The organism is Aquimarina sp. AD10, from assembly GCF_003443715.1.
Classification (GTDB): domain Bacteria; phylum Bacteroidota; class Bacteroidia; order Flavobacteriales; family Flavobacteriaceae; genus Aquimarina; species Aquimarina aggregata.
Map to the genome: position 1 here is coordinate 5177847 of NZ_CP031965.1, position 25591 is coordinate 5203437.

Annotated in this window: 27 protein-coding genes; 14 read left to right on the top strand and 13 right to left on the bottom strand. The window is 31.9% G+C overall.

Translation table 11 applies throughout. The features are described from left to right. Positions 1–208: 208 nt before the first annotated feature. The gene (locus D1816_RS21450) at positions 209–1078 is read left to right on the top strand and encodes a bile acid:sodium symporter family protein (protein ID WP_118505602.1); all 870 of its coding nucleotides are present in this window, start codon (positions 209–211) and stop codon (positions 1076–1078) included. A gap of 26 nt (positions 1079–1104) precedes the next feature. On the opposite strand, the gene D1816_RS21455 is transcribed toward D1816_RS21450, so the two are convergent. The 9 genes from D1816_RS21455 to D1816_RS21495 all read right to left on the bottom strand — a co-directional run bounded on the left by D1816_RS21455 (position 1105) and on the right by D1816_RS21495 (position 12886). Continuing rightward, positions 1105–2964 (bottom strand): FG-GAP-like repeat-containing protein, encoded by a 1860-nt coding sequence (locus D1816_RS21455; protein WP_118505604.1) that lies wholly within the window; start codon positions 2962–2964, stop codon positions 1105–1107. Positions 2965–3058: 94 nt separating this feature from the next. Further along, positions 3059–5098: a polyphosphate kinase 1 gene (gene ppk1 / locus D1816_RS21460; protein ID WP_118505606.1), complete on the bottom strand. Its 2040-nt coding sequence runs from the start codon at positions 5096–5098 to the stop codon at positions 3059–3061. A 107-nt stretch (positions 5099–5205) separates the two neighbouring features. Next, on the bottom strand, positions 5206–6447 hold the full coding sequence (locus D1816_RS21465) for a sodium:proton antiporter (protein ID WP_118505608.1): 1242 nt from the start codon (positions 6445–6447) through the stop codon (positions 5206–5208). Positions 6448–6594: 147 nt separating this feature from the next. Further along, the gene (locus D1816_RS21470; protein WP_118505610.1) at positions 6595–8550 is read right to left on the bottom strand and encodes a thiamine pyrophosphate-dependent enzyme; all 1956 of its coding nucleotides are present in this window, start codon (positions 8548–8550) and stop codon (positions 6595–6597) included. A gap of 22 nt (positions 8551–8572) precedes the next feature. Next, complete coding sequence (locus D1816_RS21475; protein ID WP_118505612.1) at positions 8573–8956, bottom strand: DUF2721 domain-containing protein; 384 nt, start codon at positions 8954–8956, stop codon at positions 8573–8575. Between the two features lie 2 nt (positions 8957–8958). Then, complete coding sequence (locus D1816_RS21480) at positions 8959–9714, bottom strand: hypothetical protein (protein WP_118505614.1); 756 nt, start codon at positions 9712–9714, stop codon at positions 8959–8961. A 43-nt stretch (positions 9715–9757) separates the two neighbouring features. After that, entirely contained in the window at positions 9758–11368 is a 1611-nt protein-coding gene (locus D1816_RS21485) for a glutamate synthase-related protein (protein ID WP_118505616.1), read from the bottom strand. A gap of 339 nt (positions 11369–11707) precedes the next feature. Then, a complete protein-coding gene (locus tag D1816_RS21490) occupies positions 11708–12364 on the bottom strand; it encodes a Crp/Fnr family transcriptional regulator (protein ID WP_199729931.1) in 657 nt (218 codons plus the stop codon). A gap of 186 nt (positions 12365–12550) precedes the next feature. Next, entirely contained in the window at positions 12551–12886 is a 336-nt protein-coding gene (locus D1816_RS21495; RefSeq protein WP_066307832.1) for a single-stranded DNA-binding protein, read from the bottom strand. A gap of 404 nt (positions 12887–13290) precedes the next feature. On the opposite strand from D1816_RS21495, the gene D1816_RS21500 reads away from it, so the two are divergent. From D1816_RS21500 to D1816_RS21540, 9 genes are all read left to right on the top strand, one after another. Then, complete coding sequence (locus tag D1816_RS21500; protein ID WP_066307830.1) at positions 13291–13842, top strand: RNA polymerase sigma factor; 552 nt, start codon at positions 13291–13293, stop codon at positions 13840–13842. Continuing rightward, the gene (locus tag D1816_RS21505; RefSeq protein ID WP_118505618.1) at positions 13839–14252 is read left to right on the top strand and encodes a hypothetical protein; all 414 of its coding nucleotides are present in this window, start codon (positions 13839–13841) and stop codon (positions 14250–14252) included. The genes D1816_RS21500 and D1816_RS21505 overlap by 4 nt, the downstream gene beginning before the upstream one ends. A 14-nt stretch (positions 14253–14266) precedes the next feature. After that, positions 14267–14485 (top strand): hypothetical protein, encoded by a 219-nt coding sequence (locus tag D1816_RS21510; protein ID WP_066307825.1) that lies wholly within the window; start codon positions 14267–14269, stop codon positions 14483–14485. A 165-nt stretch (positions 14486–14650) separates the two neighbouring features. After that, positions 14651–15052, top strand: coding sequence for a hypothetical protein (locus D1816_RS21515; protein ID WP_118505620.1), 402 nt, complete (start codon positions 14651–14653; stop codon positions 15050–15052). 220 nt (positions 15053–15272) lie between these two features. Next, positions 15273–15992, top strand: a complete 720-nt coding sequence (locus tag D1816_RS21520; RefSeq protein ID WP_118505622.1) for a DUF6503 family protein — start codon at positions 15273–15275, stop codon at positions 15990–15992. Positions 15993–16033: 41 nt separating this feature from the next. Next, the gene (locus D1816_RS21525) at positions 16034–16534 is read left to right on the top strand and encodes a hypothetical protein (protein ID WP_118505624.1); all 501 of its coding nucleotides are present in this window, start codon (positions 16034–16036) and stop codon (positions 16532–16534) included. 64 nt (positions 16535–16598) lie between these two features. Then, positions 16599–17399 (top strand): hypothetical protein, encoded by an 801-nt coding sequence (locus tag D1816_RS21530; protein WP_118505626.1) that lies wholly within the window; start codon positions 16599–16601, stop codon positions 17397–17399. Positions 17400–17428: 29 nt separating this feature from the next. Beyond that, on the top strand, positions 17429–17965 hold the full coding sequence (locus tag D1816_RS21535) for a sigma-70 family RNA polymerase sigma factor (RefSeq protein ID WP_118505628.1): 537 nt from the start codon (positions 17429–17431) through the stop codon (positions 17963–17965). Between the two features lie 61 nt (positions 17966–18026). Continuing rightward, positions 18027–18914 (top strand): PhzF family phenazine biosynthesis protein, encoded by an 888-nt coding sequence (locus D1816_RS21540; protein WP_118506316.1) that lies wholly within the window; start codon positions 18027–18029, stop codon positions 18912–18914. Positions 18915–19394: 480 nt separating this feature from the next. Here the strand turns inward: D1816_RS21540 and D1816_RS21545 are convergent, their stop codons facing one another. The 3 genes from D1816_RS21545 to D1816_RS25875 form a co-directional block, all read right to left on the bottom strand. Beyond that, positions 19395–20009, bottom strand: coding sequence for a DUF4230 domain-containing protein (locus D1816_RS21545; RefSeq protein ID WP_066307813.1), 615 nt, complete (start codon positions 20007–20009; stop codon positions 19395–19397). Between the two features lie 140 nt (positions 20010–20149). After that, positions 20150–20686 carry a DUF4136 domain-containing protein gene (locus D1816_RS21550; protein WP_066307811.1) on the bottom strand — a complete coding sequence of 179 codons (537 nt, stop codon included), beginning with the start codon at positions 20684–20686 and terminating at the stop codon, positions 20150–20152. 82 nt (positions 20687–20768) lie between these two features. Next, the gene (locus D1816_RS25875) at positions 20769–20945 is read right to left on the bottom strand and encodes a DUF5522 domain-containing protein (RefSeq protein ID WP_158597703.1); all 177 of its coding nucleotides are present in this window, start codon (positions 20943–20945) and stop codon (positions 20769–20771) included. Positions 20946–20974: 29 nt separating this feature from the next. On the opposite strand from D1816_RS25875, the gene D1816_RS21555 reads away from it, so the two are divergent. Beyond that, positions 20975–21301: a hypothetical protein gene (locus D1816_RS21555; protein WP_066307808.1), complete on the top strand. Its 327-nt coding sequence runs from the start codon at positions 20975–20977 to the stop codon at positions 21299–21301. Positions 21302–21347: 46 nt separating this feature from the next. On the opposite strand, the gene D1816_RS21560 is transcribed toward D1816_RS21555, so the two are convergent. Next, the gene (locus tag D1816_RS21560; RefSeq protein WP_118505630.1) at positions 21348–22283 is read right to left on the bottom strand and encodes a polysaccharide lyase family 7 protein; all 936 of its coding nucleotides are present in this window, start codon (positions 22281–22283) and stop codon (positions 21348–21350) included. A gap of 75 nt (positions 22284–22358) precedes the next feature. Here D1816_RS21560 and D1816_RS21565 point away from each other — a divergent pair, with 75 nt between their 5' ends. Genes D1816_RS21565 through hemL form a run of 3 tightly spaced genes read left to right on the top strand, consistent with a single transcriptional unit; the run spans position 22359 to position 25538 of the window. Further along, positions 22359–23303 (top strand): 1-aminocyclopropane-1-carboxylate deaminase/D-cysteine desulfhydrase, encoded by a 945-nt coding sequence (locus D1816_RS21565; protein WP_118505632.1) that lies wholly within the window; start codon positions 22359–22361, stop codon positions 23301–23303. 7 nt (positions 23304–23310) lie between these two features. Further along, entirely contained in the window at positions 23311–24249 is a 939-nt protein-coding gene (locus tag D1816_RS21570) for a glucosaminidase domain-containing protein (protein WP_118505634.1), read from the top strand. 2 nt (positions 24250–24251) lie between these two features. Further along, on the top strand, positions 24252–25538 hold the full coding sequence (gene hemL / locus D1816_RS21575) for a glutamate-1-semialdehyde 2,1-aminomutase (RefSeq protein ID WP_066307794.1): 1287 nt from the start codon (positions 24252–24254) through the stop codon (positions 25536–25538). Positions 25539–25591: the final 53 nt, after the last annotated feature.

Below are 25591 nucleotides of genomic sequence, written 5' to 3' on the forward strand. Positions count from 1 at the left end.
CTTTTTTAAAAGAATCAGGATTAAAATAGTTATCTGTATGTAGCACAGAGTAGCATAATTTGTCAAACTTAAAAAATATTACTTTAAAATATGCATTTACATCCTTTTATTTATCAAAATTTTAAACATTCTTTTTTGTGAATAGTGAGGTATTCTTAAAATTTATATTAAATGTTTTATATTGCTTTAAAAATAACTACTATTTATTATGGATAATGTATCAACAATTATTTTAGCTTCATCATTAATAATAATTATGTTGGGGATGGGGTTATCTCTTGTTGTTGATGATTTTAAAAGAATTTTAATTTATCCAAAAGCCATAGTTATTGGGTTAACTAATCAGCTAATTATCCTGCCTTTATTAGGATTTTTGCTAGCTTCTACATTTTCTTTACGACCAGAAATTGCTATCGGAATTATGATCTTGGCTGCTTGCCCCGGAGGAGCTACGTCAAATTTGATTTCTCACTTAGCAAAAGGTGATGTAGCTTTATCAGTAACGCTCACGGCGATAAGTAGTTTTGTGTCTATTTTTACGATTCCTTTTATCATAAATATCGCATTATTACATTTTTTGGATGAATCCAGAACGATTGCCTTAGATATCCCGGGAACTATAATTCGAATAATGATAATAACAATTATCCCAGTAATCATAGGAATGGTAATAAGACATTACAAAGAGTCATTTGCTTTAAACATGGCAAAACCGGTTCGTATAGCTTCTGGAATAGTGCTTGCTCTGGTAATTATAGGTATTTCGATTAAAGAAAAAGACAATATGATTTCATATTTTGAACAAGCGGGTCTTATTGCTTTATGTTTGAATATTGGTACCATGATGATTGGGTATTATTCTGCTAAAATTTTCAAGCTTAGAAATGAAAGTGCTATTTCTATTGCAATAGAATCAGGAATTCAGAATGGAACCTTAGCAATTACGGTAGCAGTCGTTATTTTAGAAAACAGTTCGTTTGCAATAGCTCCAGCAGTATATAGTTTATTAATGTTTTTTACAGGAGGGTTTATTATTTATTTCGGTATTAAAAAGAGTAAAGCAGCTTTAAAGAACTAAAAACATGTACAAAATTAATGAATTTATTATCCATTTTTTATAAGAGATTTAATTGAGCTACTTTGTCCAGATGTAATTTTATAAAAGTACATACCATTTTTAAGTCCAAGAGTAGTAGCATTAAGTTGTATGCTATGTGGACCTTTACTTTGATGTGATTTTTGTATAATCTTAATAATTCTTCCTGATTGATCATATAATAGTATTTCAACCATATCTGCTTTTGGAATAGTATATTTAATTGTTGTGGATCCTGAAAATGGATTAGGGTAATTCATGATCTCTAAATTAAAATCTTCGTCATTATTCTCGGTAAATATATCAGTATCACACATTGAGTTTCTTCTCGTGGCGATCGCAATATCTTTATTAATTATCCACGCCATACTTACTCTAAAAGTTGCAGAAAATACATCTGTATGCGTACCAGGGAAAAAGATAACCGGAGGGTTTCTGGTAGCAGCAATTAATTTGTTTCTATTACTTTTAGGAATATATACTGTGTTTTGAGTTGAATTAGTGTATCCAAAGGTCGCTGTTAAAGTACCATCAAGATTATCAGTAATACAAGTGGTAAATGGTACTATATTGGTAAATTGAGTTTGAGGAGTGCTATCTCGTAAATATAATTTTTCGATCCCATCATTTGCATTTGATACTAATATATCGTCTAAACAATCACCATTAACATCGGCAATTTCAATATCAAAACTAATATCATTGTTTTGCGGTAAGAAAATAGAAGAAGCGTCAGTAAAGATTCCTGAACCATCATTTATGTAGAGTATATCTGGGGCAGGAGCTAAAGGGTGACCACCTCCAGCTGGCCCCATCGGATTAGGAGCAGAATTGGCAAAAATGATATCAAGGTAACCGTCATAATTAAAGTCAAAAAGTTTTACGTCGGTACTTGTATCTATTTTTTCTGGTAATGCATTTGTCGTGTTTTCTTGAAAAAAACCTTTTGAATCATTTATAAAAACCTGATTTTGTTCCGAATTACTGTTAGCAATAATAAGATCAAGATCTGTGTCATTGTCAATGTCTGCTAACACCATAGCGCGACTAGCTGTATTTTGTTGAGAGATTCTCAATTCGGTCTCATTAGTAAAAAAACCATTTCCATCATTGATCAAAACTTGATTTTGACCAACATTAGCTATAATAAGATCATTATCGCCATCGCTATCAATGTCGCCAAAGACAAAGCTTCCTGTTTGATTTTTTACATTTGGTAAACGACTTAAAGATTCGTTAGAAAAAGTTCCATCTGTATTTTGGATGTATAGAAAATTTTGCGCTCCTCCTGGTCCTATATCTGGTATCGGAGGTATTTCATTAGCAATAAAAATATCTAGAAGTCCATCTTTATTTACATCTTCAAAACCTATTTCGGTAGAAATATCTTCAAATATATTGATAGGAGGAGGAGGTAATAAGTTGATACTCTCATCAGAAAATATACCATTACCTTGATTTATTAGTAATTGTGTTGGTCCTAGATTAGTTACTACAATATCCACATCTCCATCATTATCAATATCACCATAATCTGCACTTATACTATTTGCAGGATTAGGGGATATAGGTAAATTACTTTCTGAAACATCTGTAAAAAATCCTTGATTGTTTATCAAAAGTCGATTGGCACGACCAGAGAATCCAGCAGTACCTTCAGCAATAAAAATATCCAAATCTCCATCGCCATCAACATCTACAAGATCCGAATCAAAAGAGTCTGCACCTGTTGGTGTAACTTGTGGGATTTGATTAGAGGCATTTTTAAAAATAGATTGACCTGATAGTGATGTGCAAACTGTGCAAATACATATAGTAAGGCACACCAAAAAATGAGCTTTTAGTGTATTATTTTTAGAAGATTTCATGTGGTGAGGTTTTAAGTTATTACTAAGATAATTTAAAACAGAACCAAACCAGATGGTCAATATTTATTTAAAATAATTTTAACATAAGTAGTTGTTAATCAGTGGTTATCGTAAGGTTTTTGATTTTTTCTATAGTTTCTAATTGAGACCTGAGTACTTGCGTAGAATTAACATATATGTTGTTTTGATCTTCATTTATAACTCTTGCTTTTACGGTATCGTCTAATTGTAGTTGTATCATAGCTCTAATTTTAGAATACACATCGATATCTAAAATTGGTGTTATCACTTCGATTCTATGATCTAAGTTACGTGTCATCCAATCGGCAGAGCCTATATACATTTTTTCTTTTCCTGAGTTAGCAAAAATGTAAACACGTCCATGTTCTAAAAATCGATCTACAATACTAGTGATATATATATGTTCACTTTGGCCTGGAATTCCTGGAACTAAACAACAAATACCGCGAACTATTAATCTAATCTTTACACCGGCATTATTTGCATCATATAGTAAATCTATCATCTTTGGATCTTGTAGGCTATTCATCTTTAATATGATATAGGCTTCTTGCCCTTTCTTGGCGTTCTCGATTTCGGTCTCTATTAGTTTTTTAAACGTATTTCTAGTTGTGAATGGTGATATTAATAGTTTTTTAGTTTTCGGAATAATAATGGTTCGTTCTAATAACTGAAAAACTTGACTTAATTCTGAAGTAATGTCTTTATTAGCTGTCATTAGCCCAAAATCGGTATATATTTTAGCAGTTTTTTCATTAAAATTACCGGTGCTAATGTAGCTGTATCTTACGGTTTGCTTATTTTCTAAACGTTCTATTAACAGTATTTTAGAATGTACTTTTATGCCCGCATAACTATAGGTTACTTTTGCCCCATGATTTTCTAAAATTTTACCCCATCGTATATTATTTTCTTCATCAAATCGAGCTTTTGTTTCAATAAAAACAAAAACTTCTTTTCCGTTTTTTGCAGCCAAGAGTAATGCATCAGCGATTCCTGATTGTTTTGCTATGCGGTATAGTGTGACTTTTATTTTAGTAACGTTTTTATCTGTTGCGGCTTCTTGCGCTAAACGAATTACATCTTGAAAAGACTCGTAAGGATAATAAAACAGTCGATCCTTTTTTGAAATAGCATCAAACATATTCGAGAAACCTAATAGACTTTGATCTCGAATAGGCGCTATAGCATCTTCAACTAATTTTTTATTTGTTGGATTTGGAAAACCGAAGAAGTCCTTAAAATTATGATATCTACCCCCTTCAGAAATATCAGTTTCATTTACATCTAATATCTTTTTTATGGCATTTAGTAATTCTAAAGGCATTGTATTATCTATTAATACTCTAGTTACTTGGCCAGTATCTCGATTACTAAGAGAATCTTTGATTTTAGTGAGCAGATCTCCAGAATATTCATTGTCGATATACAATTCTGCATCACGAGAAATTTTAATAGAATGAAATGAAGAAATATCACTTTGAGCATAAAACTTAGATAAATTATATTTTAAAATATCGTCTACAAAGGTGATGTAATGTATACCTTCCTCTATTGGAAAAGATATAAACCTAGGTGTTTCGGAAGGGATTTTAACTACAATCAATTCATTAGTATCGAGTAAAGTAGTTAAGTAAAGCTCTTCATTTTCTATAAAGATGTTTTCATGATCTCCATCGGTAACAATTCCTAATGTAAGTTTACTTTCAAGATGTTCTTTATAGTATTCTTGCGCTATTTTTTTTTGACTTACAGAAAAATCTTCGCAATACACTAATTGTATTCCTTCTTTTTTTAAATCAGGAATGATCTGTTGATTAAAAAGCTCTCCAAATTCTTCTTGTTGAAGCAGAACCTGTTTTTTTATCTTTTTTAAAAGCTTATTTGGTTTAGTAATTAACTTTTTTCGTAAAGATTTATCTAAATCTTTAATTTTTCTGATATCAGAAACACGAACTTTAAAAAACTCATCAAGATTTGATGAGAAAATAGCTAGAAACTTGATTCGATCATAAAGTGGATTACTTTTGTCTGCTGCTTCTTGGAGTACTCTATGATTAAAACGAAGCCAGGAAAGATCCCTGTTATAATATTTTTTGGAGATTAAAGCCATTTTTTTAAAATATAAGTTCTTGGTTAAATGTATTGAATTTGTGAATAATCTACACTAGAAGATAAAGTCAAAAGTTAGGTTTAGGTTATTTTAAAATGAAATGTAGTTTAACGATATAGTTTTTTAACAAAGCTCCCTATACTAAGCCCTTGAATGATTATTGAAAATATGACAACAACATAAGTAATATAAAGAATAATTTCTGAAGAAGAATTGTTTGCTAGACTTAATGCTAATGCAATTGAAATACCTCCTCGAAGCCCTCCCCATGTTAAAACAGAAACTGTTTTAATAGGACTGTTTTCTTTATGTTTTAAAAGTGAATAAGGCATAAAAACTGAAACAAACCTAGCGATAAGAACAATAGAAATAGCTATAATCCCTAGTGTTAAGTGTTTGCTGTCAAACTTTAGAAGATGAATAGCTAATCCAATAAGGACGAATAAAATACCGTTGAATACATCATCAAGCACTTCCCAAATTTCGTTAATCATTTTCCTAGCGGCTCCTTTATTGGTTTTAATATTTAATTTATGACCAATAATCATTCCTGACACTACCATTGCAAGTGGACCAGAAACATGAATGAGTGACGCTATGGCATACCCTGCCATTACAATTGCTAAGCTAATCATGACAGATAGTTGAGGGTTTTCTGTTACAGATTTTATACACCTATATCCAATAAAACCTAGTAGTCCTCCATATAAAATACCTCCTATAGCTTCTTCAAGAAATAATTTTCCAATCTCTAACCCAATTGAAGTTTCGTTATGATGTTCACCCATACCAGATAGAATTAGGATACCCGAAAAAACGACTACTCCTATACCGTCATTAAATAAAGATTCACCTTCTATTTTTATGCCTAGACTAGTGGCAATATTTGCTTTTTTAAGAATCGCCATTACTGCAATAGGATCAGTTGGTGATATTAATGCCCCAAAAAGTAATGCATCTAAAAATGGAAGGTCAAGGCTAATGAGTTGTGCAGTTCCGAAAGTTAACGTTCCTACTATAAAAGTTGATAAAAGTACTCCTATGGTAGCAAATAGTAAGATAGACCATTTTTCTTTGGCTAGTGCATCAATATTAACATGAAGTGCACCAGCAAAAAGTAAAAAACTTAGAATTCCGTCTAGTAATAAAGTTTTAAAATCAGAATTAGTGACAATATCACAAAAAAACATGTAGAATTGAGGGAAAATACCTTTGCTAAGCGTAATGAGTATTACCGTTACTAGACTCATTAACATGAGACCAATTGTTGTGGGTAACTTAATCCATTTATAGTTTATGAAATTGAAAAAAGTAGCAATAGCAAAAATAATACTAAAGGATTGTAACATAATTTCTAAGATTTTACATTGATATATTTTCCTGCAGATAAACCAATTACCATTGTCAAATAAAATTGCCCAATATTCAGAACTAGTCTTATTGATTAAGATTGAAGAGTTGAAACTTCATTTGTTAAATGTCGAATCATTTTAATTTTATATTAATGTAACATCGGTAATGATTTCTAATAAAGCAGGGCCATTGTGAGCTTTAAGTTTTTCTAAAGCAGGGATTAATTCTTCTTGTTTTGTAACTTGAATACCTAATGCGCCGCAGTTTTCTGCGTATTTGGCAAAACTTACGTTATGCAAGGAGGTTTTCCACACGTCTAATTCTGCAGCTTTTTGCTCTTTAGATATTTTTCCTAGTTCAGAATTGTTTAGTAATACGTGTTTTATATTCATATTGTATTTGACTAAGGTCATCATTTCTCCTAAGTATTGTCCAAAACCACCATCACCAGATACAGACCAGACAGGTCTTTCATTACCTTGTGCGGCCCAAGCGCCCATAGCAGCAGGAAGAGAAAAGCCAATTGACCCCAAATATCCAGACATTAAAATAGATTGATTTTTAGGTTCAAAATAGCGGCCAAAAGAATAAGTGTTGTTTCCAACGTCTACAGCAATTACCGCATTTTCGGGTACAACTTTGTTCATCGCATCAAAAACTGCAATAGAGCTTACTCCTTTGTTACTTGTGTCGTGTAATCTACTTTGTTTTTCTTCTTGCCAAATTTCCCAACGTTTTGCAATTTCGGGACGTCTATCTATAGTGTTAATCTTATCGGTTATTTGTTCTTTTATACTAGATAAGGTTTCAGAAATTTCACCCCATAAAGCGGCATCTATTTTATGAAACTTGCTTAGTGCTGTGGGGTCGTAATCAACTTGAATAATAGGTTTTTTAGGAGTGATCCCGGTATGATTAGAAAATGATGCACCAAATACGATTAGTAAATCGCTTTCATTCATAAACCATGATGCGATAGGAGTACCGCTGCGCCCCAAAACACCACATCCTAATTCATGATTATCTGCAATAAGCCCTTTACCCTTAAAAGTAGTAATCACAGGACATTTTAATTGTTTTGCAAAAGCAGTAATTGCATCCATATGAAACCGTGCACCATGTCCTACTATAATAGCTGGTTTTTGTGATTTAGAGATCATATCTACTGCCTTTGCAACCATTTGCTTTGGTGGCGATATGTTCATAGGTGTAATTCTGCCGTCCGGGGTTTGCGCTTCTTCTATCTTAGGTTTAGGCATAAACGCGACTTCATCAGGAAATGTGATATGTGATACATTTCTATTTAACAAAGCACTTTTAATAGCTAAACTCATTAGTTCACTATGTTTTGAGTTTTGTTGTACCGCATGATTAAAATCGGCAACTGTTTGAAAAGCACGTACTAGATCAACTTCTTGAAAAGCTCCTGTACCCATTACTTGGGTATTGACTTGCCCCGAAAATGCTAACATGGGAGCTCTGTCAACTTTTGCGTCCCACATTCCTGTAAACATGTTCGTAGATCCAGGTCCTGCAATCCCAAAACAAACGGCTGGTTTTCCTGTTAACTTACCATAAGCAGAAGCGGCAAAAGCTGCTGCTCCTTCATGGCGTATACCAAAAAATTGTAGTTTACCTTGTTCTTCTAATCTCATCATGGCATCTGCTACACCTAGATTAGAATGACCTACCATTCCGAAAACAGTATTTACACCCCAATTTGTCATAGTTTGCATCATGACATCAGAAATGGTATCTTGATGCGTAGTTTCTTCTGGAATACCTACGTATATAGCTTTATCTTCTTCTTTTACATCAAAAGTAGTTACCCCATCATCATAACCTCCTGGGGGTAATCCAGTACATGGATCAAAATCCCAACCATGCCAAGGACACCGTAACATTCCATTCTCTATGGATCCTTCTCCTAATGGACCACCTTGATGTGGGCAACGATTATCGAGTGCAGAAAATTTACCATTATAATGAGTCAAACAAACACCTTGATGTCCCGCAGTTACAGTTTGAACCCTTCCCTCAGGCAATCGATCTTTGTTATCTAGTACTTTATACCAAACAGTTTCTTTTTTTGAAGTCATGAGCGTGTTTTTTTTCTGAATGTTAGCATTTGTTGTGAAATTGATCTTGTCTTATTTTAACTGCTCTAAAGGAATACGTAATGAGCATAATTAAGGCAATAAGAGCACTTATGATTCCTATAATCGTAATATATATACCAGAGTCAAAAGTAGAAGCTACACTTTTATATACTCCTGCTACTAAAGCAGAAATCACTAGGCATGCCACGGCTATATAAAGAAATACCATGGCGTTATTTAGTAGTTTAAGCTGCTTTAATTTTCGATTTATAAGAATGGTTTTAGTGGTATCTTCATTAATTAACCACTTGATCTCGGCACTTAAATTTACCAACAGGTTTGAAGTAGATAATATTAAAAGCCCTATACCAGGTATTATTGTAGCCGGGATATACCAATTTTCCATGATCAATAGTTTCTAAGTATTGAAATAGCTTCGTTAAAAAACAAGGTAGCCATTTCTTTAGTTGTTTCTGTGACAGGTAAAATAGCTCCTTTAAACTGATCAGAATACCAGTTTCCATAAGTAAGTTTAGAAAGACTAGAAGTATCCAGAGCGTCATGGCCTTTATAACCACTAATATAGAAATAGTAATCGTCATGCATACTATCCGGTATTGCCATGCCAAATCCAACAGAAATATCTTTACCCGTGAAAATGCTAAAGGCACCTGTGTCAAAATGGTGAGGCCAGATTCTAACGTCTGATTTTAACTGTTGCTGTTGTAAAACATCTTGCAAAACTGTATTTGCTAATGCTCTTTGTTGCATTAATTTTTGAAGTATCGAATTATCGGTATCTAACACTGAAAAACTATAGTCTTCTGTAACCGAGTATGGGAGTTCATAATGTAAATCATATTTAAATGGTTTTACAGTTTTTATTTCTTTTAAAACTTTTTGTATCCATTCTAATACTTCATGATGTGTTTTTCCATTTAAATTTAGGCTAAAGCGTGTCGTATTTTTTTGTGTCCAGTGTAAGGCGAATTTTTGATAATCAAGGGCAAGCTTATATCCGGCATCATTTAATGATCGGGTTTCTAGAAATCCCTTTTCAATATTAAATCCAATATTAGTATGACTATCATCATCTTTTTTATCTAAAAAACTTATTTGCGCCGCAGCCAAATATTGTGAAGCAATATGCAATTGAGTAGTCATAGATTTTATGTTTATTAATTAATAGTAGTTTACTTTAAGTGTCCTAGATAATACCAGCATAATTGATACCTGTTAATCGATGCATTTCATAGTCAAAAGTTGTAAGGTCATCAAAGTTAAATTTAGTAATATCATCATGACCACAGGATCGGGCAATTACTTGCATTAACTCTGTCGAGGCTTCAAAATAATTAGCTAATTGTCTTGCAGAAGATTGTATTTTTAATCTAGCTCTTAAGTCCTCTTTCTGAGTAGCGACACCAACTGGGCAGTTGTTTGTGTTACAAGCTCGCATTCCTACACAACCTATAGCCTGTATAGCGGCATTAGACACTGCAATAGCATCTGCACCTAACATCATAGCCTTTGCATAATCTTCTGCGATTCTTAGGCCTCCTGTAATTACTAGGGTTACATCTTTTACACCTTGTTTATCAAGAAATTTTCTAGCTCTGGCAAGTGCAGGAATAGTAGGTACATTGATATTATTTCTTAATACAGTCGGTGCAGCACCGGTACCGCCACCGCGACCGTCAAGAATAATGTAATCTGCATCTGCTTCTAAAGCAAAAGCAATATCTTTTTCGATATGACTTGCAGCTAATTTAAAACCAACGGGTATGCCTCCTGAAACTTCACGAACTTTGTCCCCCCATTCTCTAAAATCTTTTACGGTAACAAGATTAGTAAAAGTAGCAGGAGAAATTGCAGCTTCTCCTTCGTTTAAGTTTCTTACTTTGGCGATCTCTCCTTTTACTTTTTCGCCAGGTAAATGACCTCCTGTTCCCGTTTTGGCACCTTGCCCTCCTTTAAAATGAAAAGCTTGCACTTTAGGAACTCTATCCCAAGCAAAACCAAATCCGGCTGAGGCGTATTCCATAAAGTATTTTGAATTTTCAGCTTGTTCATCTGGTAGCATTCCTCCTTCACCAGAACAAATTCCTGTCCCAGCCATTTCTGCACCTTTTGATAGCGATATTTTTGCTTCTCGAGATAGTGCTCCAAAACTCATATCACTTACAAACAAGGGAATATCTAATATTAAAGGTTTTTTGGCTTTAGGGCCAATTACTACTTTAGTGGCAACCGGGTGATCATCTAATAGAGGTTTTTTTGCTAGCTGAGCTGGAAGAAATTGTATGTTGTCCCATTTTGGTAAGGTATTACGATCAACACCCATAGCCTCGGAAAACCCATGATGCCCAACTTTTTTTAATCCATATTGAGCAAGATGTTTAATATAATTCGTGTAGGGTTCTGTGTCTTCGGGGTGAGTATCAGCATATGCTCCCAGATATTCGTCTCTATTAAATGATTGCGGGTGCGCTTTTAGATATGTATTAATCTCCTCTTCATCTACGTATAGGTTATCATCGTCTATTTTGATAGTGAATTTATGCAATACTTCATGATTATTATATTCTGAAACACCAGTATCTACTCTGTAATCCCAACCATGAACACCACAAATTAGATTGTCTCCTTCTACATGACCGTCAGACATTAATGCACCTCTATGTAAACATCTTCCATATAAAACAGAAATTTCTTTGTCAAATTTTACAATAACTAGATCTAGCCCATTAACCAAGGCGTGACTTGGTTTTTTATTTTCTAGCGTACTGATTTGTGCAATTAAAACTGGTTGCTTCATGATTGTGTGTTTTGATTTTGATTTTTTTAATTCAGTTTTTTCATTTTGTATGTCGGTACTATAAAAACGAGTACAAAATTATTTTCTACCTGATCCCTACTGTGACCAAAATTTTCTTTAAGATAATATTTTATAATGCATTTCTTTTTTTAGTACGGTAATTGTAACTTATATAAAAAGCATCTAAAGAAAAATATATGATTGTTTTAATGATTGATATAACATTATTGAGTGTTTTATAATTTGACGAAAAGATCAGTAAAGGCTTTCGATTTATTATGAAATAGATTTAGTTTGTAATGGATGTATATTTTTTTTTGCACTATATTTTTACGTTTTTTATTTTAGTAATGATAAAAACTGAGTATTGTAATCTATTATTCTTTGTTTTCTTAAGGTGCTCATTACATTACTTACAGTTTGTCTTGATGTATTTGTGAGATTTGCTATATCTTTATGTGATAATAGATTTTTAGCAGTTATTTTACCTTTTTCAATTTCTCCAAACTCATTAATATAATCGACAATAAAATCTGTAATTCTTGCAGTGCTATCTTTATATAGTAAGTCTCGCAAACGCCTTTCTAGTTTTTTTATTCGTAAACCATATATCTTGAGGATGCCGTTTTTAAGAGATTTATGTTTTTCTATAATCTTTTCCATTCTATCAGCTTCTATATAACATATAATACAATCTTCTAGGGCTATGGCATATTCTTTAGTTGTAGGTTGTTCTTCTAAAAGAGAGAGCTCGCCAAAAATATTTCCTTTTTTAACAATGTATTTCACATTTTCATCAGAGGCATCTACTATTTTGATGGTTCCTTTTTTGAGGAAAAAAATACATTTTTGGTCTCTAGTAAGTAATTGGATAGTAGTTCCCTTATCAATATTTTTCATTTCAAGGATTTCGCACATACGCATCATTGTAATTCTACCAAGTTTATTAAAGAGGTTGAATCCTTCTAAAAACCAATATTTAGTATATGTATTCAAATTAAAGAAGTTATAAGTTAATATTGTTAAAAGTAAAGTATTTCAATACTATTGATTGTAAATTAATTTGAGAAACTTACTTCAGGCGACAATCTGATAAAATTTGCACCTATTAAATTATGGTTCTAATGTAAAAAAAGCCCTTTGTTAGAGGGCTTTTTAAATTTGTGTTTCAAGATATGATGATTATTTATTTCCGAGCATTAGAAGTTCATTGCAGACGACCTCGGTAATGTATCGTTTTTGACCATCACTATCATCGTAACTACGAGAAGTAAGTTTTCCTTCAATAGCAAGTTCTTGACCTTTACTTACATATTTTTCAATAATATCGGCCGTTTTTCCCCAAGCTACAATATTGTGCCATTGTGTATCTGTTATTTTATCACCTTGTTTGTTGTAGTAATAATCATTTGTTGCAATAGAGAACTTAGCTAGTTTTTTACCGGATTCCAGATTTACGATTTCTGGTTCTTGTCCAAGGTTTCCAATTAGTTGTACTTTGTTTTTAATCGTGTTCATAATTTTTGTTTTCGTGTTAAACCTTTATTATTTGTATTACGTTCTAAAGTTTATATTCAGAACTTTTTTAATGTATTTTAAATTAGAAACAGTTTGTGTTGTACTAATTCAATTCGACACTGCAAACCTATAGTATGACTTATATCAGATTCGGTTAGGAAGTATTTAATTTCATTTGTATTCGTTTGTAAACGTTTGTTTTCGTTAAGAGCGTTTTTATTTTCTGAGATTATTGTATAAACACCTTGATCTCCTAATTCTTTTTAAATCAGTTGCATATTGTTATTTATAAAAACTAATAACCAATGCTTAATTTGATCTTTTTTAAATAAAAATGTTCTAAAATGCAATAGATTTAAAAAGAATCGTCTTTTAAATAAAGGCCTTTCTTAAATGGTTTTTACATGAATTTGGAATCAGACAATAGTAAAAAACTTAAAGATTTTTTTGGAAGAGAATATCAATCTCTCAAGATGTATGTAAACACAAAAATAAGTGATACAGCAAATCGAGATGCAGAAGATATTATCCAGGATGTTGCCTTGAAATTGTTTTCGGGCGCGGATAGATATGGTCCTATACAAAATGTGGCTGGTTTCGTTTATAGATCAATAAAAAATAAAATTATTGATATTATGAGAACAAATAAGTACAAAGAAACCTCAATAGATAGTGAAGATGATCTTTTAGAATTGGTAGACGTATTACAACAATCAAATGAAGTCTATCCTTCAGACAAATTAATCACACTGCTTAAGAAATGTATAGACAAGCTTAAACCGGCTTATAGAGATATAATCATAGCTGTAGATTATGAAGGGTATTCATATCAAGAAATTTCAAAAGAAACAGGAATTCCTGCAGGAACATTAATGTCCAGAAGACATAGGGCAATCGGAATATTGTATAAAAATATAGAATTAGAAATAAAAAAACATAAAATACATGTATCATGACAAATTTTTTCACTCATAAATTCAGGAAAAAATCACCAATCGAAATCATTGGGATAATACTATTTGGAATAATCGCCATAACCGGATTAGCAATTTTATTTGGATTTGTTATTATGTGGTTATGGAACTGGCTTATGCCCGAAATTTTTGGACTTACCACACTTACATATTGGCAAGCAGTAGGTTTGTTTATATTGTTAAAATTACTAATCGGCGGTTGTGGTAGTGGAGGCAGTGGTAAAAGCTCATCAAAAAATTCTAAAAACGATTGTAAAAAGGATTCAAAAACTGATTTTTCGAAATGGAAATATTATGATAAATTCTGGAAAGAAGAAGGGGATGAATATTACAGGCAATTTGTAGAAAGGCAATCAGGTCAAACAGAAGAAAATACATCAGAATCAGAATAATACGATAAAAAATAATGGAATTACTATTATTTCGAACGGATATTAAATCAAAGAAAAAAGTAAAATCTTTAAAACCGACTTTTAATAATCATTCAGAAATTATAAAATGGTCTATTGATCTTGAAGATATAGATAATGTGCTCAGAATTGAAGCTACAAAAAAATTGTCAGAAGAGGATGTTATTAAACTGGTTCAACTTAAAGGTTTTTATATTAAAATATTACCAGACTAAATGTTTGAAATCATGATGGCTTAAATATCCTATTATGTAACTTCTAAGATTAAAATTGAAATACTACAAAAATAGTATCTTGCTTTAAATGTATAAGACGAAATTTTTTGCAAGTATCAATGGTGATATAATAGAAATTTTATCCTAACTATTAAACCGTTAAAAATGAATAAAATAGCTTTAAAATATCATTTAGCTCTTCTACTCATGAGTTTTGTTACTTGGGGTTTCTTTGTACTTGTTGGATTGCCAGATTATTATCAGCGCTGGAGTTACGAAGCAAAGGTAATTATAATAATACTTGTAACAATTATGTACATACCCCTTGCTCCATTTTTATTAAAAAAGATGTTTCCAGATCGTGAATATTTTAAAAACTCACTTTGGTTGGCTTTATACTTAACAGTACCATTATTTATATATGATGTGATTTTTATAGGTTGGATTGGTGGAGAAGGACTACAGTTTATACCGATATATTGGTATTTAACTTTTTTTTACTTCTCATTTTGGGTGCAATTTCCATTGATTGGGCTTTTGATGGAAAAAAATATAGAGGATGAATAGATGTTCTCAAGAAAAAATCATAAAGTAAAGTATAATTTTATAATAAATTAATGTTAAACTATATGATTCACTGTTTGTTGTGATGTAATTTTCGTTTGAAAATTATTATACACGAAGTATCTTGATTTTGATACGGTATAAATAGCTGTAATCATCATTTTTATCAATAAAAAAGTACTCATCATACTTAAAACTTTTACTTCAATCAAAAAACGTATTTATGAAATTAATAGTATTTGGGCTATGCATACTACTGTTGTGCGGTTGTGCTGAGAAAAATTCTCTTAATGGTTTACAGCTTTTAGAGAAAACAATAGCGCAGCATGATTCACTAAATTTGTGGCATAAAACTAGGTTAGATATTCATATTCAAGAACCTAGACTAGCTAATCCTCATCGTTATTCAATTTTAAAATTAGATAACTCAAAAAATACTTTTGAGTTGTCAAGAAATCGAGATCAGTATATTTCTACACATGTTTTAGATAACAATGCTAATAGTTATGTTCTCTTAGATGGAAAAAGAGATATCGATTCTGTACTTAAAAAAAGATACAGATTAGATGCATCCAGAAATATAGGTTATAAGAATTTTTATCATCTTATGTACGGCCTACCTATGTCGTTAAACAAGTATCTGCATACAATACGAAAGACAACAAAGACAAAATTTAACAAAGAAGAATGTTATAAAATTGAAATAGAATTAAAGGAAAAGATGATTTCAAAACATTGGAATGTCTTTATTTCTGAGATAGATTATAAAATTAAAGGCGTTGAAATCATTTTTCCGGATGATCCAAATAAAGGAGAACGTTTGTATTTTAATGGAGATGTTGTCATAGACAATATTACAATTCCAAGATTTAGACATTGGCATGAGTTAAAGGATGATAGTTATTCTGGTAGTGATATAATCATAAAAGAAATAACAGAATGAGAATTATGATAGCTAACAAAAAGTTGAATTTGATGTGTTCAATGAATTATTTAGGATTATTGATCAGCATTTTATTGGTATGTGCTTCATGTAGTTTTAACTATACAATATCAGAAGAGGAAGAAAAGAATAAAATTTTAGAATTACATCAAAAACAACGGGAGTATCATTTTAATAAGATGGCAGAAGAATTTGCTTCTCAGTTATCTTCGACTCATATTTCTGTTAATAGAGGCGAAATAAATATGCCCTCAAAAGAAAGTAACATTAAACGTTTTAGCAGTTACTTTAATTCTGTAGAATTTGAGAAATGGGATGATGTTAACCCTCCGATTGTTAGATTTTCTGATGATTATAAGATGGCGTATACGATTGTAAACAAAGAGGTTGTTGTAAAGTATTCTAATGAAAATGAAGAACTAATAAGAGAGAAAACTGAGTTTTCTTGGGTTGCGATTTATAGGAAATACGATGAAGGATGGAAAATTGATTGTGTTGCTTCTACTAATAAGCCAAGTGTATCAGAGAATATGAATATTTAAAATAATATGTTTACACGAAATATGGTAATAGAATTGGTTTATCCCGTAAATAAAAATCTAAATAATGAAAAGAATAGAGCTTTTTGAGTTTGAGGATTTTATTTGGTTTCCCGAAGTGATACGAACTTGTATGACTAATTTGATTGTAGTTTTACATAAAATTTTAAATACTAGTGAAGTACTCGTAGGTTTATTAGAAAATGTTCAGAAACATCACGAATTTTCTAAAGTAATAGATTTAGGATCAGGTTCTGGAGGAGCAATGCCTGAAGTGATCAAGTTGATTAACGAAAAAGAAGATGAACCAATACAGTTGATTTTAACAGATCTGTACCCAAACTCAAAATGTATACATAAGATAAATAATGGAAGTTTAAAGAATGTGGTATATAAAGAAACCTCTATAAATGCAACAAATTTAGATAAAACACCAAAAGGGCTTAAGACAATGGTGAATAGTTTTCATCATATGCCTCCTGCTCAGGCAAAGAAAATATTAAAATCAGCTCAAGAAAATAAAGAACCAATTTTGATATATGAAATGGGTGAAAATTTTGTACCTACTCTTATCTGGTGGTTATTTTTACCAGTTTCATTACTAATCTTATTTGTGATGTCTCTTTTTATGACTCCCTTTGTACGCCCTTTGACATGGCAACAAATAGTATTTACGTATTTTATTCCGATCATTCCGATTTGTTATGCTTGGGATGGTCAAGCTTCTACAATGAGAACCTATACTTTTAAGGATGTAGAATATTTATTGCAAGATATAGAAGGTGAAGATTATACTTGGAAAATAGAATCTGCTAAGAAAAAAAACGGAAAAAAATTAGGCTACTACATTCTGGGACTTCCAAAATAGGTAGATGTAGTACTTATAAAAATAAATCCATGAAAAAAGATGTTGAAAATATTTGGATAGACCTTAATGAAGAACTCTATAAGTTTATTTACAGTAAAGTAAAAGACAAAGAGGTCACCAAAGACATCCTTCAAGAAGTTTTTATAAAGATACAGTTAAAGATAGTACAGTTACAGCAAGTACAGAAACTCATTCCATGGATATATCAAATTACGCGCAATACTATTATTGATTACTTTCGTTCGTTAAAAATTAAAAATATATCGGTTGACGATATTGATATTCCCCAAGAACAAAGTGAAGATATAGCATATACAAAGTTGAGTACATGTATCAACCAAAAGATAGATTTGCTGTCTAGTAAACATAAAGAGGCTATTGTTTTAGTGACGTTTAAAGAGTATTCTCAAAAAGAACTAGCTAAACATTTGAAAATCTCATATTCAGGAACAAAATCCAGAGTACAGAAAGCAAGAGATATTTTAAAAGAAAATATTATTAATTGCCCAAATGTAGAAACAGATATTCAAGGAAAGTTAATTGACTTTGATTCTAATAACTCATAATTTTTCACGTCTTTTTCTATAGTTCTGCGTCCATTATATATCATACTAAAAAATGGATAAAATGAGCGATACAAAAAAAATTGAAGTACAAGTTTTAAATGCCTTTGTAGATAATGATCAAGGAGGTAATCCTGCAGGAGTTGTTTTAAATGCAGATAACTTATCAAATGAAAACAAATTAGAAATTGCTTCGAGAGTTGGTCTTTCGGAAACTGCATTTGTTTCAAAATCTAATCGTGCAGATTTTAAGTTAGATTTTTTTACACCAAATAAGCAAATAGCACATTGCGGTCATGCTACTATAGCGACATTTTCATATTTAAAACAATTAGGGATAGTAAAAAGTGACCACTCTAGTAAAGAAACAATTGATGGTGTTTTAGAAATATTGCTAAAGGAAGACTATGCATATATGGAACAAAAAGCACCAAGATACATTGATGTATCTCATAAAAAGAAAGACATTTTAATTGCGCTTGGGTTAGATAAAAATGACCTTATATCAAATAAGCCAATTCAAGTCGTAAATACAGGAAATTCATTTATGCTTATTCCAGTTAAAAATTCTACTATACTAAAAAATATAGAGCCCAATCATGATATAATTACAAGCATTAGTAATGAATTTGATTTAATTGGTTTTTATCCGTTTACTCTGGATACAAAACATAAGGATAGAGATGCCAGTTCAAGAATGTTCGGGCCTAGATATAATATTTTCGAAGAAGCAGCAACAGGTATGGCCGCTGGGCCACTTGCTTGTTATCTTTATGATCAATTTAAAAGTCAAAAAAAGAAATTTTTAATAGAACAAGGGGAGTATATGAAAAACCCCTCATCAAGTTTAATTACTGTAGATCTTACTGTAAAAAATGGGCGTATTACTAGTCTTATGGCAGGTGGAAAAGGTATGTTTAAAAAACGTATTAATATCGAAATAAACAGTTGATTATGGTTCTATATTTATTTTGATCAACTACTACTACAGACAAGGTAGAATCCTTTGATGATTATAAATGAAAGGTTTTATTTATAGGTACTAAGTGTAAAAATATATTAGATAAGAGAGCACAAGAGATGCGACTTAATTTACTATCAATTAATTTTTTTTAATTTTTGATATAACAGGGGGGTAGGGTATTTTAAATGTATCGCGTTTTAACTATGTAAACTAATTAGTAATCTGTAGAAAATTTTAGAGATTGAGGGACAAACAAATTTCTATAAAAGCAGATTTATAATAAGGTGGAAAGGGTTTTCTCTTTCCATCTTTTTTAAAATACAGAACTGTCATCCCAGTCGATCTTTAGACTTTTTCTGTGATCAGTTTTGATCAAGAAAGATAAATTATACGAGTTTGTAGTACTATAGTTCCCAGGTCAAAGATGGGATGACTTTTGTTTATTATTAACTATAGGGTATTCGAAAGTTAATCAATGAATTGTTTTAGATTAGCAGGAGTTTCTATAATAGTGTTGTTATACTTTAATGTCCATCCCAGAGAATTAGTTAAAATATATAATTTTTGTAGTTCACTAATTAATCTATCTTGAGAATTAGTTACTAATGTAGATTTTTTTACTTTTTCTTCTAATTGTTTTTTTACTTTTTCCCTAATTAAATTATGATCATCAGGAATAAATTGATTAAAGAAATCAGCTTGTAGATCATGGTATTTTATAGTTGGATTAATGTTTATTTCAGCTTTAGGAATTTTAGTAATTACCACTGTTTTAGTTGTATTATCGATATGATGTTCAACAGTACTTAAATCATAAGAAACCTGGACATGGGCGTTTACTTCTACAATTGCTTTTTTGGTAGCAGTTAATAAATCCAAATAGTATTTTTTATCATCCTTATACGTAATAACCTCGGCAAAGTGCCCCTCGGTTACTACTAATTTACCAACGTTTTTAATTTGAGTTAGAATAAGATCAGATGATTCAAGTTCGGTTTTTCTGATAGTAGATTTATCAATAAAATATTTTATTCCAAAGGCTACCATAAAAGCTAATGCTGCACCAAGTAAAAAATTACGCATAAACGAGTATTATCAGTATAAGTTCAGAAACTTAAAAATCAATTTAAGGCTATCTTATATTCAGTTTTGTTATAAATGTACACAAAAAAAAGCCTCTCATAAAAGAAAGGCTTTATCTATCTATAATAAAAATGTTTTTCTTAGTTATTCGCTAAAGGCGGATATTCTTTTAAAATCGCAGTAACGATTTCATTCATTTTTTCTTGTTTTCTATTTACATCTTTAGTTAATGCAGAGGTTCCCATACCTTGCCATACTAGTTCTTTTTTAGAAGCGTCAATAAGATCAATATATAAAGTACCCTCGGTTACACGAGAAACGCTATTAAAATTATTTCCACCCCAAAACCAAGGATTCCAACCCCATCCATAACCCCATCCAAAGTTATTTTGGTAGATATTGATGTTTTCTTTGGTCTTAGTAAAAATACTTACAAGCATATCTGGATTATCTGATTTAGAGAACCCCTTTGTAGCCATATCTGCTTCAATAGCTCTTAAAATACGCTTTTTATCCAGATCACTGATGTCAGCTTTATCTATTCCGGGTTTGTAAAACGCGAAACTCCTGTAAGTGTTAAAATTTGCTTTCTTATCATAATCTGAAGCAACACGAACGGTAGTGCACGAACTAAGAGTTATGATAAGGATTAATGATAAAAGTGAAAAAAATTTCATAATCCCTGATTTTAAAGGTTTAACAATAGCTTTTTTTAGAAAAAATAAGCACAATAATCATACCATGCAGTAGGTTAGGCAATTATTTTTTAGAATAAGTGTTTGTTTTTTTGTCATAGCCATACGGACAGTGTCTACATCCACTCTCACAACAATACCCTCTTCTAAGGTGATATTGTTCTGTAAAACATCGATACCCTTCTGGGGTAATATAATAATCTCCTTCTTTTGGAGTTAATACTTTTTTAGGGTCTCTCATTTCGTACAAAAATAGTATCTTAGAGTTATATGCGCATAGTAGTTAACAAATATTTGATAGGTAGGCATTTTGTTGGGATAGCGCTTTGGCCGTTTATTGTGGTTAAAGATCCTTTCTTAAAAAAAGACGAATACTTTATTAATCATGAAAAAATTCACTTGAGACAACAAGTAGAATTACTTGTCATACCCTTTTATTTTTTATATTTTACAGAATACTGTTTTAGGCTATTACAATATCGAAATGCGCAATTAGCATATTGTAATATTTCATTTGAAAGAGAAGCTTACCTTAATGAAGATGATTTACACTATCTCAAGAGAAGAAAACCTTGGAGCTTTATCAAATATCTTTAAAAGTTTGAATATATACTTGATTAAATATTCCTTGTCTTTATAAAACCTAGTTATGTGTTGTTTTTGCGCTATATAATATAACTTCTGCTGATTGCGTGTAGTCAGAATTCCATTTAAAGTAATTTCCTGTTTTAAAATAATTCTCATAAGTATAACCATTACCTACGTAATCGTATAATGTTATATATCCGGTATCTAAGTTTTTATTTGGGCAAACTAATTTGTAGATAAATTTTCCATCTTCAACTTTTAAATGAATGGTAAATTTTTCATTATCAACACGACCAATAGTAACTTTACCATCACCCTCGCTAGTCCATTCTCCACTAGTAGGTTTTTGATAGTATTCGATAACAATATTACCGTCAAACCACTGTGCTTTAATCGTAGCAGGTGAGTTTTTGAGTCCTAAGGCTTCGTTCTTGATACCATGAATTTGAGCTATATAGGTTTGCTTTCTTCCTTCGCAATAATTTACTTTTAGTGTAGATTCTAAAAGGTGAGTTCCTTCTGCCATAGACCAATTGTCAGAAGTACTTTGATTACCTCTCCAATATTCTCTAAGCTCCGTCCTGCAATACTTGCTTGCATCTAGAGCAGATTCTCCAGACGTCGTATATCCAGTAAATTCTGTAAAAAAGGTATAACTACCATCTTGATTTTTATAAAAATATTTTTTTTGATCCGCAGTAAGTCCGTCATTTTCTATAGTTTCATAATATATAGAAGTAGCCTTACCATTTCCGCGGTTTAAAGGCACAGATAAGTACCAATTTTTCCAAACAACACTTTCTTTTTCAGTTGGCTCTTCTTCCTCTGTTGTGTCTTCATCAACTGGATCTCCATCAGAAACTGGTTCGGTGACCGGCATATTGTCTTCTTCAGAACTACTACAGCTAATGAGTATGCTTAAGCATAAGAAAAGTAATACTCTTATAGAGGATAGTAATATAGAGCAAGTTCTTAAAGAATTGATTTTCATAGCACTGTTATTTTGGTCAACCAAAAGTAAACAAAAATAATTAAACGTAGTTTTGCAATATCAAAAACAAAGAATATGCAGAATTTTTTTTCTTCGGAAACTAAGTTTTCAGAGAATAAACAAATAAAGCACGAGCTTTTGGATAAGGCAAAGGTATCCTTGGATATTAAAAGAGAAGATCTTATACATCAGTATGTTTCTGGAAACAAATTCAGAAAATTGAAGTATAATTTATTAGAAGCTAAAAATTTAGAGCACAACACTATTCTTACTTTTGGGGGAGCATATAGTAATCATATTGCGGCAACCGCAGCAGCAGGAAAAATACTGGGGTTAAAAACAATAGGTGTAATTCGCGGAGAAGAGCTAGCTAACAATCTTGATAAAACCCTATTAGAGAATGATACACTTGGATTTGCCGCTAAAGCCGGAATGCAATTTAAGTTTATAGATAGAAAAGAATATAGAGATAAAGAGTCTTTATCGTTTAGAAATAAATTAGTAGCCGAGTTTGGAGATTTTTATTTAATTCCAGAAGGAGGGACCAATGACTTGGCAGTCAAAGGTTGTCAGGAAATACTAACAAATAATGATATTGAATATGATATTATTTGCTGTGCTGTAGGTACAGGATGCACAATGTCGGGAATTGTTAATAGTACAGGACCGAACCAAAAAGTTTTAGGTTTTCCTGCGTTAAAAGGGGATTTTTTATCTAAAGAAATCAAAAAATATACTTCAAAGACAAATTGGAATTTGATAAATGAGTATCATTTTGGAGGATATGGTAAAATAAATGAAGAAGGAGTAAATTTTATAAATAACTTCTATGATCAGCAACATATCCCTCTAGATCCAGTTTATACAGGTAAGATGGTCTTTGGGATTTTTGACCTAGTACAAAAGGGGTTTTTTATAAAAAATACTCGTATTTTAGCCGTGCATACCGGAGGGTTACAAGGCATTGCTGGTATGAATAAAAAATTAAAGAAAAAGAAGCTACCCCTTATTACAATTTGATAGTAAAATGAGGAAATTTATTTCATTAGTATGTGTTACAGTTTTTTTAATTTCTTGCGGAGGAAATAAAAAAGTGTTAACAACGTCATCCAAGACAAAAAGAGCAACGTCGAAACAGACCACTGTTACAAAGATTGAGAGAAATACAAGAGAAATTGTAAAAGAAGAAACTCCTACCTCTGTAAAGAGACCTCCAAAAGCTGCACTTCCATATAAAGAGCGTGTAAGACAGTATATTTTTGAATTTTCAGAAATTGCTAAAAGTGAGATGAAAACGTATGGTATCCCAGCAAGTATAACCTTAGCCCAAGGTATTTTAGAGTCTGGAGCAGGCTATGGAGATTTAACAACTAGGGCTAAAAATCACTTTGGAATAAAATGTCATGATTGGACCGGAGATCGGGTGTATCATGATGATGATCGCCTTCAGGAATGTTTTAGAAAATATGACCAAGCAAGTGATTCTTTTAGAGATCATTCTTTATTCCTTAAAAACAGAAAACGCTACGCTAGATTATTTACTTTTAGTAAAAAAGATTACAAATCTTGGGCTCGTGGTTTAAGAGAAGCGGGATATGCGACGGATAAAAAATACCCTCAAAAACTCATTGCGATCATAGAGCAGTATCGTTTGTACGAATTTGATAATGATGTCTTAGGAAGAAAAAAACGACCAAAAAAAGAAAAAATTACTGAAGCAGTTGTTACGACACCTCAAGTCTCTAAGCCTGTCATTAGTACCATTAGTGCTCTTACGGCTACTACTAAAAAAGGAGAACACGAAGTAATTAACGGAGATACGCTATATTCTATATCGCGTAAATACAAGATTTCTGTCGAAGAATTAAAAGCATTTAATAAGTTAGTAAATAACAATATCAAAGTCGGACAGGTACTAAAAGTAGCTAAAATAAATGTCGACGAAGAGGAAGAAGATTTTAATTAAAGATGATCTATCAAAGAAGTAGCGCATTGTTTACAGAAGCGCAAAAAGTAATTCCAGGAGGAGTTAATTCACCTGTAAGAGCCTTTAAAGCAGTGGGAGGAGATCCTATATTTGTCAAAGAAGCTAAAGGAGCTTATTTATATGATGAAGATGGAAACCGATTAATAGACTATATAAATTCTTGGGGTCCGATGATTCTTGGACATGCACACCCGCCTGTTGTAGAAGCAGTAGTCGAAAAAGCCAAAAAGGGAACTAGTTTTGGCATGCCCACAGAAATAGAAACACAAATTGCCGAATTAGCAGTATCAATGGTGCCTAATATCGATAAAATACGGTTTGTGAATTCAGGTACCGAAGCTTGCATGAGTGCTGTAAGATTGGCTAGAGGATATACCCAAAAAGACAAGATAATTAAGTTTGCAGGATGCTACCATGGCCATAGTGATTCTTTTTTGATACAAGCAGGTAGTGGTGCGGTAACGTTCGGAAGTCCGAATAGTCCAGGTGTTACAAAAGGAACAGCACAAGATACTCTTTTGGCAAAATATAATGATTTAGAACATGTAAAGGATATTATTTCTTCTAATCTAGAAGAAATTGCATGTATTATCATTGAACCTGTAGCGGGAAATATGGGCTGTATCCCGCCGGCAAAAGGATTTCTTGAAGGATTAAGAGCATTGTGTGATTCACATAATATTTTACTCGTTTTTGATGAGGTTATGACTGGTTTTAGGTTAGCAAAAGGTGGCGCTCAAGAACTATTAGGTGTAAATGCAGATATAGTAACCTTCGGAAAAGTAATTGGAGGAGGACTACCTGTTGGTGCGTTTGCAGCAAGGGCAGAAATTATGAATCACTTGGCCCCATTAGGACCAGTGTATCAGGCAGGGACGTTGAGTGGAAACCCTCTAGCAATGGCTGCAGGATTGGCAATGCTTAAAGAGCTTAATCAGAACTCTCAAATTTTTGATAGTCTCGCTAAAAAAACAGAATACTTGCATAAGGGAATTGCAAAAGCCCTTGTCGAGAATAATATTACCCATACAATTAACAGAATTGGATCTATGATTTCGGTTCATTTTGCTGAAACGAATGTTGTAGATTTTGATACGGCTACCCATGGTAATAACGAAACTTTTAAAAAGTTTTTTCATGGAATGCTCAATAACGGTATTTATATCGCACCAAGTGCTTATGAAACTTGGTTTATAACAGAAGCACTAACATATGAAGATCTAGACACTACGATAAACGCAGTGCAAAAAGTGGCACAAACATTATAAAAGAATTTAAAAAATAAAAAAGCTATCCCAATTTTGTAGTGTTACAAAATTGG

Coding starts and splice junctions, on each gene's coding strand:
- D1816_RS21530 (WP_118505626.1), top strand. CDS start 16,599: ATGAAAAGAATAGAGCTTTTTGAGTTTGAGGATTTTATTTGGTTTCCC.
- D1816_RS21465 (WP_118505608.1), bottom strand. CDS start 6,447: ATGTTACAATCCTTTAGTATTATTTTTGCTATTGCTACTTTTTTCAAT.
- D1816_RS21535 (WP_118505628.1), top strand. CDS start 17,429: ATGAAAAAAGATGTTGAAAATATTTGGATAGACCTTAATGAAGAACTC.
- D1816_RS21565 (WP_118505632.1), top strand. CDS start 22,359: ATGCAGAATTTTTTTTCTTCGGAAACTAAGTTTTCAGAGAATAAACAA.
- D1816_RS21515 (WP_118505620.1), top strand. CDS start 14,651: ATGAATAAAATAGCTTTAAAATATCATTTAGCTCTTCTACTCATGAGT.
- D1816_RS21550 (WP_066307811.1), bottom strand. CDS start 20,686: ATGAAATTTTTTTCACTTTTATCATTAATCCTTATCATAACTCTTAGT.
- D1816_RS21510 (WP_066307825.1), top strand. CDS start 14,267: ATGGAATTACTATTATTTCGAACGGATATTAAATCAAAGAAAAAAGTA.
- D1816_RS21475 (WP_118505612.1), bottom strand. CDS start 8,956: ATGGAAAATTGGTATATCCCGGCTACAATAATACCTGGTATAGGGCTT.
- D1816_RS21500 (WP_066307830.1), top strand. CDS start 13,291: ATGAATTTGGAATCAGACAATAGTAAAAAACTTAAAGATTTTTTTGGA.
- D1816_RS21485 (WP_118505616.1), bottom strand. CDS start 11,368: ATGAAGCAACCAGTTTTAATTGCACAAATCAGTACGCTAGAAAATAAA.
- D1816_RS21455 (WP_118505604.1), bottom strand. CDS start 2,964: ATGAAATCTTCTAAAAATAATACACTAAAAGCTCATTTTTTGGTGTGC.
- D1816_RS21450 (WP_118505602.1), top strand. CDS start 209: ATGGATAATGTATCAACAATTATTTTAGCTTCATCATTAATAATAATT.
- D1816_RS21525 (WP_118505624.1), top strand. CDS start 16,034: ATGAATTATTTAGGATTATTGATCAGCATTTTATTGGTATGTGCTTCA.
- D1816_RS25875 (WP_158597703.1), bottom strand. CDS start 20,945: ATGAGAGACCCTAAAAAAGTATTAACTCCAAAAGAAGGAGATTATTAT.
- ppk1 (WP_118505606.1), bottom strand. CDS start 5,098: ATGGCTTTAATCTCCAAAAAATATTATAACAGGGATCTTTCCTGGCTT.
- D1816_RS21560 (WP_118505630.1), bottom strand. CDS start 22,283: ATGAAAATCAATTCTTTAAGAACTTGCTCTATATTACTATCCTCTATA.
- D1816_RS21555 (WP_066307808.1), top strand. CDS start 20,975: ATGCGCATAGTAGTTAACAAATATTTGATAGGTAGGCATTTTGTTGGG.
- D1816_RS21470 (WP_118505610.1), bottom strand. CDS start 8,550: ATGACTTCAAAAAAAGAAACTGTTTGGTATAAAGTACTAGATAACAAA.
- D1816_RS21540 (WP_118506316.1), top strand. CDS start 18,027: ATGAGCGATACAAAAAAAATTGAAGTACAAGTTTTAAATGCCTTTGTA.
- D1816_RS21505 (WP_118505618.1), top strand. CDS start 13,839: ATGACAAATTTTTTCACTCATAAATTCAGGAAAAAATCACCAATCGAA.
- D1816_RS21545 (WP_066307813.1), bottom strand. CDS start 20,009: ATGCGTAATTTTTTACTTGGTGCAGCATTAGCTTTTATGGTAGCCTTT.
- D1816_RS21520 (WP_118505622.1), top strand. CDS start 15,273: ATGAAATTAATAGTATTTGGGCTATGCATACTACTGTTGTGCGGTTGT.
- D1816_RS21480 (WP_118505614.1), bottom strand. CDS start 9,714: ATGACTACTCAATTGCATATTGCTTCACAATATTTGGCTGCGGCGCAA.
- D1816_RS21495 (WP_066307832.1), bottom strand. CDS start 12,886: ATGAACACGATTAAAAACAAAGTACAACTAATTGGAAACCTTGGACAA.
- hemL (WP_066307794.1), top strand. CDS start 24,252: ATGATCTATCAAAGAAGTAGCGCATTGTTTACAGAAGCGCAAAAAGTA.
- D1816_RS21570 (WP_118505634.1), top strand. CDS start 23,311: ATGAGGAAATTTATTTCATTAGTATGTGTTACAGTTTTTTTAATTTCT.